General features: G+C 44.6%; 17 protein-coding genes, 1 riboswitch and 1 other annotated feature. Of the genes, 16 read left to right on the top strand and 1 reads right to left on the bottom strand.

Annotated features, from left to right (window positions below; all coding sequences use genetic code 11):
• Positions 1-130: 130 nt before the first annotated feature.
• From ezrA to thiT, 11 genes are all read left to right on the top strand, one after another.
• Entirely contained in the window at positions 131-1,843 is a 1,713-nt protein-coding gene (ezrA, locus tag FC62_RS01670) for a septation ring formation regulator EzrA (protein WP_056946049.1), read from the top strand.
• A gap of 88 nt (positions 1,844-1,931) precedes the next feature.
• The gene (locus FC62_RS01665; protein WP_056946050.1) at positions 1,932-3,098 is read left to right on the top strand and encodes a cysteine desulfurase family protein; all 1,167 of its coding nucleotides are present in this window, start codon (positions 1,932-1,934) and stop codon (positions 3,096-3,098) included.
• A gap of 26 nt (positions 3,099-3,124) precedes the next feature.
• Positions 3,125-4,345 (top strand): tRNA uracil 4-sulfurtransferase ThiI, encoded by a 1,221-nt coding sequence (thiI, locus tag FC62_RS01660; RefSeq protein ID WP_054745244.1) that lies wholly within the window; start codon positions 3,125-3,127, stop codon positions 4,343-4,345.
• Positions 4,346-4,392: 47 nt separating this feature from the next.
• Positions 4,393-4,606 (top strand) — a binding site (T-box leader).
• A 35-nt stretch (positions 4,607-4,641) separates the two neighbouring features.
• Positions 4,642-7,281 (top strand): valine--tRNA ligase, encoded by a 2,640-nt coding sequence (locus FC62_RS01655; protein WP_056946051.1) that lies wholly within the window; start codon positions 4,642-4,644, stop codon positions 7,279-7,281.
• A complete protein-coding gene (locus tag FC62_RS01650; protein WP_056946052.1) occupies positions 7,281-8,573 on the top strand; it encodes a bifunctional folylpolyglutamate synthase/dihydrofolate synthase in 1,293 nt (430 codons plus the stop codon). Before FC62_RS01655 ends, FC62_RS01650 begins: the two co-directional genes overlap by 1 nt.
• Entirely contained in the window at positions 8,570-9,238 is a 669-nt protein-coding gene (locus FC62_RS01645) for an HAD family hydrolase (RefSeq protein ID WP_056946053.1), read from the top strand. Before FC62_RS01650 ends, FC62_RS01645 begins: the two co-directional genes overlap by 4 nt.
• A gap of 45 nt (positions 9,239-9,283) precedes the next feature.
• On the top strand, positions 9,284-9,910 hold the full coding sequence (gene radC / locus FC62_RS01640) for a RadC family protein (RefSeq protein WP_056946054.1): 627 nt from the start codon (positions 9,284-9,286) through the stop codon (positions 9,908-9,910).
• Positions 9,911-10,005: 95 nt separating this feature from the next.
• Entirely contained in the window at positions 10,006-11,007 is a 1,002-nt protein-coding gene (locus FC62_RS01635; RefSeq protein ID WP_056946055.1) for a rod shape-determining protein, read from the top strand.
• Positions 11,008-11,052: 45 nt separating this feature from the next.
• Positions 11,053-11,913, top strand: a complete 861-nt coding sequence (gene mreC, locus FC62_RS01630; protein ID WP_056946056.1) for a rod shape-determining protein MreC — start codon at positions 11,053-11,055, stop codon at positions 11,911-11,913.
• Positions 11,910-12,452: a rod shape-determining protein MreD gene (locus tag FC62_RS01625; RefSeq protein WP_156408166.1), complete on the top strand. Its 543-nt coding sequence runs from the start codon at positions 11,910-11,912 to the stop codon at positions 12,450-12,452. The genes mreC and FC62_RS01625 overlap by 4 nt, the downstream gene beginning before the upstream one ends.
• Before the next feature lie 34 nt (positions 12,453-12,486).
• Positions 12,487-12,586: riboswitch (TPP riboswitch) on the top strand.
• Positions 12,587-12,646: 60 nt separating this feature from the next.
• Positions 12,647-13,225 carry an energy-coupled thiamine transporter ThiT gene (thiT, locus tag FC62_RS01620; protein WP_056946057.1) on the top strand — a complete coding sequence of 193 codons (579 nt, stop codon included), beginning with the start codon at positions 12,647-12,649 and terminating at the stop codon, positions 13,223-13,225.
• A 52-nt stretch (positions 13,226-13,277) separates the two neighbouring features.
• On the opposite strand, the gene FC62_RS07915 is transcribed toward thiT, so the two are convergent.
• Positions 13,278-13,394, bottom strand: a complete 117-nt coding sequence (locus FC62_RS07915; RefSeq protein WP_082611548.1) for a DUF4044 domain-containing protein — start codon at positions 13,392-13,394, stop codon at positions 13,278-13,280.
• A gap of 122 nt (positions 13,395-13,516) precedes the next feature.
• Between FC62_RS07915 and FC62_RS01615 the strand changes: the two genes are divergently transcribed.
• From FC62_RS01615 to FC62_RS01595, 5 genes are all read left to right on the top strand, one after another.
• A complete protein-coding gene (locus FC62_RS01615; RefSeq protein ID WP_056946058.1) occupies positions 13,517-13,852 on the top strand; it encodes a DUF3397 family protein in 336 nt (111 codons plus the stop codon).
• Between the two features lie 194 nt (positions 13,853-14,046).
• Complete coding sequence (mraZ, locus tag FC62_RS01610; protein WP_056946059.1) at positions 14,047-14,478, top strand: division/cell wall cluster transcriptional repressor MraZ; 432 nt, start codon at positions 14,047-14,049, stop codon at positions 14,476-14,478.
• Positions 14,475-15,422, top strand: coding sequence for a 16S rRNA (cytosine(1402)-N(4))-methyltransferase RsmH (gene rsmH / locus FC62_RS01605; RefSeq protein WP_056946060.1), 948 nt, complete (start codon positions 14,475-14,477; stop codon positions 15,420-15,422). The genes mraZ and rsmH overlap by 4 nt, the downstream gene beginning before the upstream one ends.
• 19 nt (positions 15,423-15,441) lie before the next feature.
• Complete coding sequence (ftsL, locus tag FC62_RS01600) at positions 15,442-15,834, top strand: cell division protein FtsL (protein WP_056946061.1); 393 nt, start codon at positions 15,442-15,444, stop codon at positions 15,832-15,834.
• The gene (locus FC62_RS01595; protein WP_056946062.1) at positions 15,831-17,999 is read left to right on the top strand and encodes a penicillin-binding transpeptidase domain-containing protein; all 2,169 of its coding nucleotides are present in this window, start codon (positions 15,831-15,833) and stop codon (positions 17,997-17,999) included. Before ftsL ends, FC62_RS01595 begins: the two co-directional genes overlap by 4 nt.
• Position 18,000 lies beyond the last annotated feature (1 nt).

Here is an 18,000-nt window from a genome sequence, read left to right as displayed (position 1 = left end):
AGTGTGCCAGATGCAAGTTAAAGTTCTGTTGCAACACATAATTTTTATTGGACAAAATTTGGAATTCAGTAAGGAATTACGAGATTATTTGCTATAATAAGGAATAGTTAAACATTGGGGGACAAACTAGATGTCGTTACCACAAACAATTATCATCATCAGCTTAGTGCTGTTAATACTCATCGTCTTGATCGGAGTTGTAGTATACAATAGTCGCTTAAGACGCAAAATAGAGCAGTTACAGAGTGAATTACTAGAACTGAATTTTGCGCCGATCGAGGACCAAATTACGCGGCTCAATGCAATGTCACTCTCGGGTGAAAGTCTGTCTACATTCACGACCTGGCGGCTAGTTTTTGAGAAAGTTAAGAAGACTAAACTACCGGAATTAACGCAGCAACTTACTGATGCGGAAGCCGATAACGGTCATTATAGCATTTTCTCAACACGAAGATTAGTCAATAGTGTAAATAAAGAGCTGACGGAATCAAAGGATGATTTGGTCAATACAGCAGCCGTGTTTGAGCAGTTATTGCAGAGTAACCGGGAGAACGAAACGCAATTGAATACCCTGTTAAATAGGTATCAGACCATGAGAAAAGCCGTTCTTTCTAACTCTTTTAAGTACGGCGTGGCGCTTGATCAGTTAGAAGATAAATTGACCGAGATGGAGACTGATTTCGACACCGTCAAGAACCTAAGCAGTCAGGGAGATCATGTTGAGGCTAAGCGTGTACTGACAAGGCTCAATGCGTCTTTAACAACGCTAGACGATATTTTGCCGGTCCTTGAACGTGCAGAACAAGAATTAAGCGACGAATTCCCGGCTCAATTAAAGGAAATAACTACTGCCTATAAGGACATGCTGGCAGATAAGTATAACTTCCCTGGAACGGACATTTTGGAGGAGATTAAGCGGCTGCAGGAGGATTTGCAAAAAGCACGTAACCTCCAAACTAACCTTGATGTTGGTGAGTTGCAGGAGAGCAATGAACTGGTTTCTAATCAAATAGATGGTTTATATGAACGACTTGAACGCGAGATTAAAGCGAGGAAGGTGGTTGATAAAGAGACTGACCTCCTTGTTAAGCAATTCAGCCAATCAGAGCTCGAGAGTACTAAGCTAATTAAGAAACTTGATCACATAGATCAGAGCTACCAGTTAACGCATGGAGAACTCCCGGAGGCTAATCAGTTGGCAGACGAGGTTAAGCAGATGTCCGCTGACTTTACGACCGACCAAGAAAGAGTAGCTGCAGGTAAGGCGGTCTTCTCAAACGTGCAGGTTGATTACGAACGCATTACGAAACGTTTAATTGCAATTCAGAAAAGACAGCAGGAAATCTCGACCGACGTGGATGGGCTGTATGAAGCCGAGCGAATCGCTAAAGGCTCACTCGATAATTTCGCCCAAGAAGTCAGTCTGATTAAGCGAAAGATTGACAGGCAGGCATTACCGGGTTTACCGACGAATTTTATTGATTTCTACCAGGTGGTTGTGAACGAAATTGGTGAACTAAACACCGAGTTAGAACGGGTGCGCATTAATCTTGAGTCAATCTCCAACAAGTTAATTCTGATTCAAGAAGATGTTAACCGCTTAAATAGTGAGACTGCCGAGATTACGAGTTCGGCAAATTTGGTGGAGTTGACCGTTCAATATGCGAACAAGTACATCGGTGACGGTAGAATTAAGGAGGCAATAGCCGAGGCAATGCGCCAGTATCAACAAGAGTATACGTATAAGCGGGCGCTTGATACCATTGCCACTGCGCTTGAGGAAGTCGAGCCAGGAGCGTTCAACCGGATTGAGCACGATTATTATGCGCAGAATGATAAGTAAAAAAAATTGCTGAAAGCAAGTTTTTGGGCTATACTTTCACAAGTTATAATACGACCAGTAGGTCGTTTTTTTGTTGGGAGAGTTGAGAATGATTTACTTTGATAATAGTGCGACAACAAAGATTGATCCTAGTGCACTAGAGACCTACCAGAAGGTGGCACAAGATATTTGGGGCAATCCATCTAGCTTACACGAGCTCGGTGATCAGGCGTTCCAAATGCTGGAAACTGCCCGCAAACAAGTAGCCAGTCTGTTAGGATTTAAGCCACATGAGATTTTCTTCACCAGCGGTGGTACGGAAAGTGATAATTGGGCAATTAAGGGTACGGCACTTGCTAAACGGGAATTTGGGCGGCACATCATCACCAGTAGTGTCGAACACCCAGCGGTAATGAACTCGGTGCTCCAACTGGAACAATTGGGCTTTGAAGTCACAATTCTTCCGGTTGATGCTTCTGGGCGGGTTAGTGTGGCAGACCTGAGGCAAGCAATCAGAAAAGATACCATTCTGGTCTCGATTATGGCGGTCAACAATGAGATTGGGGCAATTCAGCCCATCCAGGAGATTGGTGACTTATTGGAAGATTATCCTACCGTGCATTTTCATGTTGATGCAGTTCAGGGACTAGGGAAGAATCTTTGGCAGAAAATCTATCATCGAAGGATTGACTTGATGAGTTTCTCCGGGCATAAGTTTCATGGACCACGCGGGATTGGTATCCTCTACAAGAAAGAACGGCGCCAAATTGCGCCGCTCATGACTGGTGGGGGGCAAGAGCGTGACCTGCGATCAGGCACGGAGAATACACCGGCGATTGCGGCGATGGCAAAAGCCCTCCGATTACTACTGACTGACGAACCTGAGAAGGCAGAGCACCAGCTAGCCATTAAGGGAAAGATTTATGATTACCTGAAAGATAAGCCAGGAATCCAAATATTCTCCCCACTGACTGATGATTTCTCACCACATGTGTTATGTTTCTCGCTTGTAGGGATTCGGGGAGAGACTGTCGTGCATACGCTTGAAAGTAAGGGGATTTACTTCTCAACCACGAGTGCTTGCTCAAGTAAAAAAGGAATTGAGTCAAGCACACTGAAGGCGATGCAGGTACCAGAGAAAGTGGCCACTAGTGCCGTGAGACTCAGTTTCGACGAGAACAATACCATGGCTGAAGCTGATGAGTTTATCGCCACATTTGAACCAATCTACCAGCATTTTTATGCGATTAATCATCACGGTAACGAGGCTAAATAATACAGACTAAAGTAGGAGTTAATTAAGTGGAATACACAGAGATTATGGTGCGCTACGGCGAGCTTTCGACTAAGGGTAAGAATCGCAAAGATTTTATCGGCCGGCTAAACGGCAACGTCACGAAGGCCCTGCGCGCTTACAAAGATACAATTAACATTCAACCAAAGCGTGATCGGATGCACATTATTCTAAATGGTGCACCTTTTGACGAAATCGATCATATTCTTGGTAAAGTGTTTGGCATTCAGACATATTCACCCGCAATTAGGATTGAACGCGATATTGAGTTGGTGAAGCAGACGGCCCTAGAACTGATGCAGGCAACATATGAACCGGGAATGACCTATAAGGTGAACACGAGACGGTCGGATCATGGATATGAGTATGACACGAATCAGATGAACCTCCTCATTGGTGACTACTTGAGCGAACAGATGCCTGAAATGAAAGTTCAGATGCGAAACGCCGACCTCGTCTTGAGGATTGAGGTGCGCCACGATGCAATTTATCTGTCCAATCAATTGATTCACGGTGCTGGTGGTTTACCAGTGGGCACCGCCGGCAAGGGCGTGATGATGCTCTCCGGGGGAATTGACTCACCGGTAGCCAGCTACTTGGCTATGAAACGTGGCGTGGAGATTGAAATGGTGCACTTCTTCAGCCCACCCTACACAACCAAAAAGGCGCTGGCAAAGGCTCAGGAGCTGACGGGGAAGCTCGCTAACTACAGCGGTAAGATTAACTTCATCGCCGTGCCTTTTGCTGAGATTCAAGAGACCATTAAGGCAAATGTACCTGAAGGCTACTTGATGACGATTCAACGCCGCTTCATGCTGCGGCTCACGGATATTATTCGTGATCAAAGAGAGGCACTCGCCATTTTTAACGGCGAGGCGATCGGGCAGGTGGCCTCCCAGACTCTTGAAAGTATGGCCGCAATTAATGACGTGACCAACACGCCCATCCTGCGGCCGGTAGCAACGATGGACAAAACAGAGATTATCAAAATTGCGGAGGAGATTGACACATTTGATCTTTCGGTGATGCCGTTTGAGGATTGTTGTACAATCTTCGCTCCACCGCGTCCAAAGACGAGACCAAACCTAGATAAAGCGCGACACTATGAGCAGATGCTTGATGTCACTGGTCTCATCGAGCGGGCACTCTCGGGCATTGAGATTACCCCAGTTTACCCAGAGCAACAGTTCCTCAATGATGAAGAAGATTTTGCCACAAGTCTGCTCTAATCGAACAGAAAAATTTTACATTGCGCACTATTTCGAGTAGAATTTCACTATAAGCTTTGAACAAGAGAAGTTCGGCACCAACAGAGAGAAACGTAGCTGAGAAGTTTCATCACCGAACGCAGTAGCTTGGGAGCTGGTTTACTGAGTTTAGTAAGTAAACCCGGGACACCGTTATCGATTTAAGTGAAGCCGCCTATTGAGATTAATTACGGCAATGGGTGAGCTTAATTTAGGTGGTACCGCGGTTAATTCGTCCTAGACATTTGTCTAGGACTTTTTTTATTGGAGGATGAACCATGACAGATTTAGCACCGAAATACAATCCGACTGAAGTTGAGGCCGGTCGGTATGAGCAGTGGCTTGAAGAGGGTGTTTTCAAGCCATCGGGCGATAAGAAAGCCAAACCATACTCAATCGTTATTCCACCGCCGAATGTGACAGGAAAGCTGCACTTGGGTCATGCGTGGGATACGACTATTCAGGATACATTAATTAGGATGAAACGGATGCAGGGTTACGACACCCTGTATCTTCCAGGAATGGACCATGCCGGAATTGCGACACAAGCTAAAGTTGAGGCAAAAATGCGGGCCGAGGGTAAGAATAGGCACGAGATGGGCCGCAAAAAATTTGTGGAACAGGTCTGGGCGTGGAAGGACGAGTATGCCGCATTCATTAAATCACAATGGGCTAAGCTCGGATTGTCACTTGACTACGAGCGGGAGCGTTTCACACTTGATGATGGACTTTCAAAGGCCGTGCGGAAGGTTTTCGTCCAACTCTATAACGAAGGATTGATCTATCGCGGTGAATACATCATCAACTGGGATCCACAACTTCAGACAGCGTTGTCCGATATCGAGGTTATTCACCAGGATGACCAAGGAGCCTTCTATCACGTCAATTATCCGTTTGTAGACGGTAGTGGCAGCATTGAGATTGCCACCACCAGGCCGGAAACGATGTTTGGTGATACTGCGGTTGCTGTAAATCCGGATGATGAACGCTACAAGGCACTCGTAGGCAAGGAAGTTCTGTTACCGCTCACCGATAGGAAGATTCCAATCATTGCTGACCAACACGTTGACATGGAGTTTGGTACTGGTTTAGTTAAAATCACGCCGGCACACGACCCCAATGACTTCTTGGTTGGAAATCGGCATAACTTGGCCCGCATCAACGTGATGAACGATGACGGTACGATGAATGAGAATGCCGGCGAATTCAACGGGATGGACAGATTTGCTGCCAGAAAAGCAATTGTGCAGAAACTGGACGATGAGGGCTACCTGTTGCGGACGGATCCAATCGTGCATAGTGTTGGTCACTCTGAGCGCTCCGGTGTACAGGTTGAGCCACGGTTGTCCACGCAATGGTTCGTGAAGATGAAACCATTAGCTGAGGCTTCATTAGCCCACCAAAAAACCGACGATAAGGTTAACTTCATCCCAAATCGGTTCGAACATACATATGAACAGTGGATGGAGAACGTCCACGATTGGGTAATCTCGCGGCAATTATGGTGGGGCCACCGAATCCCAGCCTGGTATCATAAGCAAACCGGTGAGGTTTATGTCGGCGAAGAAGAGCCAAAGGATATTGAGAACTGGACGCAGGATAATGATGTCCTAGATACCTGGTTTTCAAGTGCCTTATGGCCATTCTCAACAATGAACTGGCCTGATACTGATGACGCCGATTTCAAGCGTTACTTCCCGACCAATACGCTAGTGACTGGTTATGATATTATCTTCTTCTGGGTCTCTCGGATGATGTTCCAGAGTCTGAAGTTCACCGGTAAGAGTCCTTTTAATGATGTTGTGATTCATGGTCTTATTCGAGATGAACAAGGCAGAAAGATGAGCAAATCCCTCGGAAACGGAATCGATCCGATGGAAGTCATCGAGAAGTACGGTGCAGATGCATTACGCTGGTTCTTGATGACCGGCTCAACCCCGGGACAGGACACACGCTTCAGTTATGATAAGATGGACGCTGCCTGGAATTTCATCAATAAAATTTGGAATGCCAGCCGGTTCGTGATTATGAACCTGGAAGAAGATGCTGTACCGGCTAGGAAGCCTGATACGACCAAATTTGATTTGTCGGATCGCTGGATTTTTAGCCGCTTGAACCAGACAATTGCGGACGTAATTCGGCTCAGTGACTCCTTCGAATTTGGCGAGTCAGGGCGGATAGTCTACAATTTCATCTGGAATGATTTCTGTGACTGGTACATTGAGATGAGTAAGGTTGTTCTGAACGGCACAGATGAGGAAGCAAAAAGCAATAAACAAGCTAACCTAATTTACGTCCTCGACCAAATTCTGCGTCTGGTTCACCCAACGATGCCATTCGTGACCGAGAAATTATGGCTCTCAATGCCGCACGAGGGTAGCAGCCTGACTGTTGCTGCCTATCCAGAAGTTGATGCTAACTACCAAGACGATGCCGCAGAGAAAGAGATGAACTTCCTGATTGAGTTGATCAAGGCGGTAAGAAATATTCGAGCTGAGGCAAACGCGCCGATGTCTAATTCCATCGATCTTTTAATTCAGGTTGACTCGAATAAAGAGGCCGCAATTATCGAGCACAATACTGACTACCTAGCTAATTTCGTTCACCCAAAGAACCTCAAGGTGGCGACTGAAATTGAAGCACCAAAATTAGCCAAGAATGCTGTGGTCAAAGGTGCACAGGTATTTGTACCACTTGAGGAGTTGGTCGATTTAGGTGAAGAAATTGAGAAGCTCCAGCGGGATCAGGCCAAGCTAAAGGCTGAGATTGCACGGATTGACAAGAAGCTAGGTAACGCAGGCTTCGTTTCTAAGGCACCAGCAGCAGTGGTTGACGAACAGAAGACTAAGCGTGCCGACTATGAGTCTCAGCTAGAGGCGGTCGACGCACGAATTGCAGATTTGAAGGACAATCAATAGTGGATAAGAAACTTAGCAATGAGGCAGAGGCCATTAAATACATCCACCAATTACCACGATTACATCGCAAGAATGACTTGAGCTATGTTAAGCGGGTGCTGGCGTATTTTGGTAATCCGCAGGACCAGATCAAGACTGTTCACATTACGGGAACGAACGGTAAAGGCTCGACGTCTTATTATCTAAATAATCTACTGCAAAAATCCGGGTTCAAGACCGGGCTTTTTGTGTCTCCATTCATTACCGAGTTCAACGAGCGTATCCAACTGAATAGTCAAAACATTCCAAGCGCCGAGCTAGTGAAATTGACTAACCTAGTCCAAAACGCAGTGGCAGCAGTTTCCCAGGAAGATTCATTTGAGCTAACCGAGTTTGAGTTTATTGTGGTGTTAGCGTTCATCTATTTTGCAAAAGAGCGCGTAGATATCGCCATCATCGAGGCTGGAATCGGCGCAAAGCATGATAAAACGAATGTTTTAACACCAGTCGTTTCACTCATTACATCGGTCGGTTTGGACCATGAGCAATTGATTGGTCCAACACTACTAGACATCGCGGCGGAGAAGAGCGGCATCATTAAGCAGAATGTCCCAGTGGTGGTCGGCGAGTTAAGCCCAGATGTCTTGAAGCTGATTAAGGCGACGGCAAAGCGAAACGCTGCCCCTCTGTCTGTCTATGGGCAGGATTTTACGACCAGCGAGAATGCGCACGACCACACATTTAGCTATTCGAATCAGGCTACTGCTAGCACGCTTCATTTCCTGCCACGCCCGGACGTGGAACAGATAGATGTGGCACTTGCTGTGACGGCCTTCGGGATTATTGGTGCGCAACTGATGACGTCCGAGATTGAGGAAAGTATTAACCAGACTTTGGTGCCGGGTCGATACCAGACTGTTCTAAACGAGCCACTCGTGATTGTTGATGGTGCGCACAACGTGCAAGCGATGACTAATTTCTACCGCTATCTCTTGGGCTTGGTCAAAGGGGATGCAACAAAGATTCACTTCTTGGTGACGATGATGCGGGATAAGGATGTCCGTGAAGTCCTTGATGTAATTGCTGCTGCTGATGTGACGCTCACCACGATTGCTAGTCCTCGTGCCGCCCAAAAAACGGATTACGCTGAGTTGGCAATTGATAAGCTACCATTTGAGTCAGATTTCAGACTCGCATATGAAAAGCTTAGGCAAAAGAGTCATGCAGATGATATCATTGCTGTAACGGGTTCGTTTTATTTTGTAACGGATTTTTTACGAGAAATTAAAGAGGCGAGGAAGAGTAGCAGATGAGAGTAGATGGCATAATTGATGATTTAAACGGCGTAATTTTCGATATGGATGGGTTGTTGGTTAATTCCGAAGAATTATATGAGAAGGCTAATCAAATTGCTGCGCGAAACGCTGGGCTTGACTTACCCGCAGATTTCTACGAGACGCTGTCGGGTTCCTCCCTACTTGGCGTTCAGGCCTTCTTCGACGAACACTTTGATAGCCAGGAGGCCATCGATGCCTTCATCAAGGAGACGGACGACATGGTTTGGCAATGGGTCCTAGAGGGCCAACTTAAACTACGACCCGGTGTGCAAGAGGCGTTAGAGTTGTTCCGTCGTAGTGGTGTCAAGATGGCGGTGGCCTCGAGTAATTACGAGAACTTCGTGCAGAAGTTTCTTACGGTGACCGGTATTAGCAAGTACTTCGAGTTCTATCTTTATTATGGTGCTGTGCCGAATCCAAAACCTGCCCCGGATATATATCAATTGGCCCAAGAACGATTGGGTATTCCAACTGAAAAATTGCTGATTTTCGAGGACTCAACAACAGGCGTGCAGGCGGCGAAAAATGCCGGTATCAAGGTGATCATGGTGCCATTTATCACTCGCCCAACCGCACAAGATCAAATCGACGCGAGCAGAATTATGCCAAGTTTCTATGAATTTATTGATTTAGTAAAATGATTTTGCCCTTAATTTTCGTATTTTAATATGAAGGGTGGTTTATTCATGTTAAAAAATATCGAGGATTATCAAATTAATCTCCAAAGCGATGGGGAGCTACTACTGAACATCGAGCAGAAATTGGTGGGACTGAAGATTAACAATTTTGCTGAATTGAGTGATTTCTTTATCCAGCATAAAATCAGCAGTCTCACAGATTTACACGAGTATGTTCGTTCGAAGAAATGTGACTTAGAGCTAACGTTGCTCCTGGGCCAACTACTAGTACGTGTGCAACAGATCAAACACGGTACGCTGAGTAAGTTTTATTCAAGCGTGCAGGTTGGTCATTACCTGGTCGACCTGTTTAACGGTGAGAGCCAGGAACAGTTACTGGCAATTTACTTGGACACGAAGAACCGCGTCCTGGCACAGAAAGTGATTTTCAAAGGAAGCCTAAATAAGTCGGTGGCTCATCCAAGGGAAATTCTAGAACCAGCAATTAGGTTTCATAGTGCAGCCATTATTATTGCCCATAATCATCCGAGTGGGGATACTGCTCCGTCAAAGGAAGACGTGGACTTTTCGACGAAATTACGCGATGCCTGTTCAATCATTGGCATCGAGTGCCTGGACCATTTCATCGTCGGTGAGGGGACGTACCTCAGTCTGCGTGAAGCAGCCTTAATTTAAATATTCCTAAAATAATCAGAATCGCTCAGGTGAGTCTAAAATATATGATATAATGATGGGCGACATTAAAGCTGATTAATTAAGGAGAGATTTCCGTGTTCGGATTAGGATCAAAAAACATTGGTATCGACTTAGGTACCGCAAATACACTAGTTTATATTGAGGGCAAGGGAATTGTCCTGCGTGAGCCATCTGTCGTTGCTAAGAATACGCAATCGGGAGAGGTGATTGCTGTCGGTTCTGAGGCAAAGGAAATGATTGGTAGAACGCCAGGAAGTATTCGGGCAATCCGTCCAATGAAGGACGGCGTTATCGCTGATTACGACACAACTGCTGCCATGATGAAATACTTCATGGAGAAGACGATTGGTAACAGTAAGCCTTTTGTGATGGTTTGTGTGCCAAGTGGTGTAACTGAGGTAGAGAAGCGGGCAGTTATTGATGCAACTCGGGTTGCTGGTGCGCGTGAGGCGTACGTAATTGAAGAGCCTTTTGCGGCAGCGATTGGTGCCGGGCTACCGGTAATGGAGCCAACTGGCTCCATGGTTGTTGATATCGGTGGTGGTACCACAGATGTTGCTACTATTTCGCTTGGCGGCATCGTTTCATCGCGCTCTACCAGAATGGCTGGTGACAAATTCAACGAGGCAATCATCACTTACATCAGGCAGAACTTCAACCTCCTTGTTGGTGAGAGAACAGCTGAGGCAATTAAGATTCAGATTGGTTCTGCATCAGTAGAACAGGCTGATGAAATTGAGAGCATGAATATCCGCGGTCGTGACCTTCTGACAGGATTACCTAAGTCAATCGACGTTGCAGCCGTTGATGTTGCAAAGTCGATTCATGAGGTTGTAGAGGATATTATTGTTGCCATCAAGGAAACGCTTGAAGAGACCTCGCCAGAGATTGCTGCCGATGTGATCGACCACGGTATCGTGCTCACAGGTGGTGGGGCGCTTTTGAAACACCTACCAGAGGTTATCTCTGATGCAACGAAGGTTCCAGTCTTCATCGCACAAGATCCGCTTGATTGTGTTGCAATTGGAACGGGCGAGTCTTTGAAAAATATTGACGTTATTCGTAAAAGACATTAAAAAAGCCGGCTCACGCCGGTTTTTTGGTGAGGAATAATAAACCTTATGAAAAAGTTTCTAAAAAATAGAAGATTATTAATTATTTTGTCAACCTTTATTCTCGCTTTGATTATTTTAGCAGGCTCTGTTTCTTTGCGTTCTAGTAGGGAGACGCCTTTCTTTGGCCAGCGTTTTAGTAACAATACAATTGGTATTGCCGCTAAAGTCGTTAACTGGCCATTTGAAAAGCTTAACCAGGGAATAGAAAGCATGCACGACCTGCTTGAAACCTATCAGGAAAATAACTATCTACAACAGAAGATCGATGACTTAGCGCAAACGAAAGTGCGTAATAGTAATCTTGAGAAAGAAAATAAGGAATTGAAGGCTACGTTGGATCTGAAAGCCAGCCTGACAGATTATACCCTGATTCTTGGGTCAGTCACCTCTCGCGCACCAGGTAGCTGGTCTGATATCGTGGTGATTGATCAAGGCTTAAATAGTGGCCTGAAGAAGAATATGGCCGTCATGTCGGGTGCGGGTTTGGTAGGTCGTGTGATTGAGGTCAACGATACCAATGCAAAAGTTGAATTGATTACGACGACTAACAAGTCTGCGAGCCGCTTTGCAGTCGAGCTTAAAGACAGTGAGGGGGACTATGCTCACGGAATTATTACAGGCTTTGATACGAAAAGCGGGAATTTGTTGCTATCTCAGGTGGCAAATAGCAAGTTAATCAAAAAGGGAACCAAGGTTTATACTAGTGGACTAGCTGGTCGCTCACCAAAGGGCCTCCTCGTCGGAACCGTCAAGAAGACAACGAGAGATTCATTTGGTCTGACGGATGTGATTCAAATTAAGCCAGCGACCGATCTGAATAATTTCTCAGTCGTTTCGGTTGTAGAACGAAAGGTGAGTGGTGATTGATGCTTAATTTTCGCTGGAAGAATTGGGTTGTCCCACTCTACCTTCTGCTAGCGCTGTTACTCGATGGTACTTTTAGTTTGAATTTCCAGCAGATAGTCCACAATACGCATGTAAATGCCAGCTTAAATCTCACCATGATTGGATTTGTCTTGCTAGCTTTAGATGACGACCAGAACAAGAAGATTATCTATCTCGGCCTGTGTTTTGGCCTGGTGAGTGATTGGTTCTACTACGGCTTTTTAGGATATAGCTTATTTCTCTTGCCACTAACAATCCTGGCGGTCCAATATATTTCAAAAGCGGTACCGTTCACGTTCACAGCCAGACTAATCGTGATTCTATTGGTAACCTTTTGCTGGCAAGTATACCAATTTATCCTGTACAATTTCTTTGGCCTAGGACAAGTAGGTTTACTAGATTTTATTACAAGCGGGTTACCATTCAGCCTCGTACTTTCACTAATCCTGACGATATTAACGTATGCATTTTGGAATCACCTAATTTTGAAGTATCCATTTTTCCAGGTAAAAGTTAATTGACTGCTGCCTAAAAAAACGCTATCATGTGGATGAACTCATCACAAAGGGGAGCCGATATTGGCTGAGAGTGATTAAAATCAGACCCTTCAAACCTGTTCGATAATGCGAGTGTAGGGATTGTGGTGGAGTAATTTTGACGAACAATCAAAAACTCCTTCTTTGTGTTGAGTAACACATTTGAAAGGAGTTTTTTTATGTCTAGAAGTACGACTAGTAAGTCATTGCTGACCCTTGTTGAGGGTGGAATTATTGTTGCTATCTGTTTGGTACTCCAATGGATTCCTAATTCAACGGGCGTGAGCTCTATTCAGTTCTCATACGGGCTGATTCCCTTAGCTATTTATGCAATCAGAAGGGGCACAATTCCGGCTGTAATCGCCGGCGGAATTTGGGGTACGCTTGATTGGATACGGACAGGTGGCGGTGTCACATTTGGACCACAACAAATCATACTTGAATATCCTGTGGCCTTTGCCCTAGCTGGTTTCGTGGGTCTCGGTACATATCAAGTTGTTAAGGCAATTAAGCACGATAAGCTGAATCGCGCCTATGGTTTGATGCTCGTTTATTTTGCAATAGGAACGTTTGCGAAATACTTGGCTCACTTTATTGCGGGCGGCTGGTTCTGGGGCACTTATGCACCCAAATGGGCTAATCCGTGGGTTTGGTCACTCATCGTAAACGGGGGCTCAGCGGTTGCCAATATTATCTTGGCAGTAGTTTTGTTCGGAATTCTGATTAAGAAGTATCCTAAGCTATTCTTGACTAACTAAAATCAAACAAAAAAACAGGATCAAAACCATTAGTAATTTGATCCTGCTTTTTTTATTGAAACATGCTCATGATGGGTTGAATCAGAATTCCGGCCAATGTGATGATTGCCATAAGGACAGCCATGATGATAGTCAGAACTTGAATCTTTGATTTTTTTCGTTTGCTCATTTATGAATACCTCGTTTTCATAAAGATTTTATCCTAAAGTCGAAGTAATTGCAATTTGAAAGCGATTTGTACTGTTTTTTTTCGGCGGATAGCGTAAAATTCTTACCAGGGAGGTATTGTTGATGAACCTATTTTTAATTCTGCTAATTCCGCTTGTGGGAATAATCCTGGCTGGAATCATCATGCAATTCACTGGACGTACGGTGCTTAAGGGATATGATATCCTGCCGTTATTTTTTCTAGCCACGATTGAAATGATCACGAACGTCAAGGAGTGGCCAACATATCTTCCATACGGCTTTTTGTATTTTTTTCTTTTTGTCATTGGCTTTAGCGTCTATACTACCGTCCATGACAAAAATATTTCGTTGAAAAAGACTCTGATAAGTTTGTGGCGTTACTTAATTATTTGTTCTTTTTTCTGGTTACTAGGATTAATTATCCTGTTATTTATCTAATTCAAATTAAAAATCAGTGTTTTTAATGAAAGCGTAGACTAATCTACGCTTTTTTTATGTCCTCCCCACCATGATAAACGCTGATATACCAGTGCTTTAGCTAGATAAATAAATAATATTATTTAATTTATAGAAAAATGTGGTACGAAGTGGGGGAATGTGGTAAATTAGATATATGGAAAGGGGTGAGGTCCATGTTCATGGGTGAGTATCATCATAATATTGATGCTAAAGGCCGGCTGATCATTCCAGCTAAATTTCGCGAACAACTCGGTGAAGAAGCTGTATTTACTCGTGGCATGGACGGCTGTATCTTCGGTTATTCAAAGACTGGCTGGTCTAATGTGGAAGATAAGTTAAGCCAATTATCCCTAACTAAAAAAGATGCACGAGCTTTTACTAGAACGTTTTATGCGGGTGCAATGGAAGGCGAGTTCGATAAACAGGGTCGAATCAATATTAGTGATGTGCTGAGAAAGCATGCGGCATTGGTGAAGGAATGCGTGATTATCGGTGTTTCTGAACGAATCGAGATATGGTCCGCAGAACGCTGGAATGCTTTTGATGAGAATGCTGCAGCTAATTTTGATGAAATTTCTGAGAACTTGATGGATTTTGACCTATGACAGAATTCGAACATACGAGCGTTCTATTACATGAAACGATTGATAATCTGGCACCAAAAGATGGTGGAATATACGTCGACTGTACATTTGGTGGTGGTGGTCACGCAGCGTATCTTTTGAGCAAGCTCACGAACGGAACTGTGATTGGTTTTGATCAAGATAGTTACGCAATTAGCGCAGCACAGGAGAAATTTCAAACTAATCTACGAGAGGATCACCAGCCACATTTACAACTAGTCAAAGCTAATTTCAGTCAATTGGCACCGGAATTAGCCAAATTGGGCATAGATGGTGTCGATGGTATCTACTATGATTTAGGCGTGTCATCTCCCCAATTTGACCAACCTGAGCGCGGCTTTTCTTACCGTTTTGATGCGAAACTAGATATGCGAATGGACCGGGATCAGCGATTGAGTGCCTACGAGATCGTGAATGAGTGGGACTTCAATGAGCTGGTGCGAATCCTTTATCGTTACGGCGATGAGAAGTTTGCTAAACAGATTGCCCGTCAAATTGAAAAAGCTCGGGCGATTGCTCCGATTGAAACAACCTTTCAGTTGAGCGACTTGATTAAAGCAGCAATTCCGGCATATGCAAGAAGAACCGGTGGCCATCCGGCAAAGAAGAGCTTTCAGGCAATTAGGATTGCCGTAAATAACGAGCTAGGCGTCCTGTCGGAATCGCTCGAGGCGGCAATTAAATTGTTAAAGCCGGGCGGCCGGATCAGCGTAATTACTTTTCAAAGTGACGAAGACAGAATTGTTAAACAATTATTTAAGAAGTATTCAGAAGTAGATTTACCAAGAGGGTTACCGGTAATCCCAGATGATCTGAAACCGCCGTTGAAACTTGTAAATCGCAAACCGATTTTGGCGACTGAGGAAGAACTGGCCAACAACAAACGTTCACACAGTGCCAAATTACGGGTGGCAGAAAAGATTTAATCTTAGAGGAGTCAAGATTATGGCCGACAGTACAGCAAGAAAAAACTACCAATTTATGAACGAAGCAATCCCGGAATTTGAACCTAAAAAGGTTCGGGTTCAGGCGCCAAGAAGACAAGTTGTACTAAATCCTAAGCGAGTACCATACTCACGTGTTGAGAAAACATTGCTGACGGTGGGTTGTGTGCTTACTTTTGCGCTGATGTTTGTCCTAGTGACATTCAGTATCGGTGCAACTAATGCGCAGCGACAATTGCAAACGGTTAACACTGCGGTTGTGACCAAGCGAGGTCATAATAGTGATTTAGAACAAGAAAAAGGCGAATTGACAAGTACAGAAAGAATGAATAAAATTGCAAAACAACAGGGTTTGCAATTAATAGAAAGTAACATAAGGACTGTACAGAAATGAACGCCAAAGATAAATTACAAAAAAATAAATCCAAAGCACACAACTATCGCTTCACTGTCGGGCGTTCTTTTCAAGTTGTAGTTGCTTTGGTTTTTCTTGTTTTTGTTGGGCGACTAATCTATATTGGTGTCTCTGACTATGTTAGTGGCGAGAACCTAGCGGAGCGGACTAATCAAAAGTACAGGCAGAACATTGTATTGAAGGCTAAACGTGGTACTATCTATGATCATAACGGCCAAATAATTGCTGAAGACTCCCATGTTTACTCCATTTACGCGGTGCTCGATAAGTCTTATATTGATGCAAAAGAAAAGCCGCTGTACGTGGTCGATAAAGAAAAGACTGCCAAGCAACTAGCAACCGTGTTAGAGCTGGATGAAGCCGCTATTTTGAAGTACCTTTCACCGAAGAAAAAAGCATACCAAGTAGAATTTGGTAACGCCGGGCAGGGATTATCACTCCAGACGAAGAAGAAAATCCAACAGATGAATTTACCGGGTATTTACTTTAGTGAGAACCCCTCAAGACTCTATCCGAACGGTGATTTTTCATCAAACGTGGTTGGCTTGGCTCAAGTTGAGAAGACTAAACAGTCTGGCAGCGATCAGTTAATCGGCACAATGGGCATCGAGAAGTATTTTAACAAGCAACTTTCGGGTACTGACGGCTTGAAGGAAGCGAAGATCGATTCTTACGGTTACGAACTACCGAATGACCAGAAAGTTTTGAAAAGAGCGACGGACGGGCAAGATGTTTATCTGACCATCGATACGAGGCTCCAGAATTATCTGGAAGACTTGTTAAATGAAAGCGTGACAAAGTATGCGCCTAAGGGTGTGACCGCCGTTTTGGCGGAGGCTAAGACTGGCAAAATATTGGCCGCTGCCCAGAGGCCATCGTTCAATCCTCAGACTAAGGTTGGGCTGGAGAGTTCTTGGCGTAACCGGCTGGTTGAAGATAGTTACGAACCGGGTTCTGTCATGAAAGTCCTTACGTTAGCTGCCACGGTTGATAGCGGCCATTACAACCCGAATGAGTTGTATCAGTCAGGTTCGGTCAACGTACTGGGTTCAACTATTCGTGACTGGAATTATTCTGGTTGGGGTTCGATCCCGTTCGCCCAAGCCTTTCCGCGTTCTAGTAATGTCGGGATGTTAAAACTTGAGCAGAAGATGGGCGGTAAAGTGTGGGGTTCATACCTAGATCGCTTCGGTATTACGAAGAAGACCGGCGTGACCTTACCAGGCGAAACTGCTGGTGCCAAGCAATTCAAGTCTGTCTTGGATCAGGCAGTTACCTCATTTGGACAAGGTGTGAATGTCACGGTAATGCAGATGCTCCAGGCCCTCACAGCCATCGCAAATAAGGGGCAGATGATTAAGCCGCAATTTGTAGAAAAGATAACGAATCAAAACGGCAAACAGGTTCAAGGATATCAAGTGCATAAGGTTGGTACACCTGTCGTATCAGAGCAAACTACGAAAACAGTTCTATCAAGCATGCGGGACGTAGTTAATGCAGAATATGGTACCGGACAGGCATACAAAATGGAGGGCCAGGATTTGGCTGTTAAGACGGGAACGGCACAACTAGCTAAACCTAACGGTGGTGGTTACCTCTCAGGCAAAAATAACTACGTCTTTTCCGTTGTAGGACTAGCTCCTGCAAGTAATCCGAAGTACATTCTTTATCTAACGTACAAGCAACCGCAAAAGATGACACAAGCGGCAGAAACTATCATGAGTGAGATTTTTAAACCGCTAATGACGCGTGTCCTGCAAAATTATAGTGCAGGGGGTCTTCAATCAAAGGAGACTCAGTTCAATGTTCCATTAGTGACCAATTTACCGGCTGCACAGGCTGTCAGTGCTACTTCAAAAGCAGGTTTAGTACCCGTACTAATTGGCGATGGTTCAAAGGTCACGAAACAGAGTCAAGCGGCAAACATTAAGGTCAACGCCGGGGAGAAGTTGCTGTTGTATGCCGGTGGTAAGTTAAAGATGCCCGACATGATTGGTTGGTCTAGCGCTGAAGTTAATGCGTTTAATTCATTAACAGGCTTGAAGATTAAACAGTCGGGTAGTGGCTTAGTCACCACACAATCAGTTCCAGAGAATACAGAAATTACAACTGCTTCACAGATTACAGTGCAGCTGAAGGAGTAAA

This window comes from Amylolactobacillus amylotrophicus DSM 20534 (assembly GCF_001434555.1).
Taxonomy (GTDB): Bacteria; Bacillota; Bacilli; order Lactobacillales; family Lactobacillaceae; genus Amylolactobacillus; species Amylolactobacillus amylophilus.
This window is presented reverse-complemented; position numbering and strand designations above follow the sequence as displayed.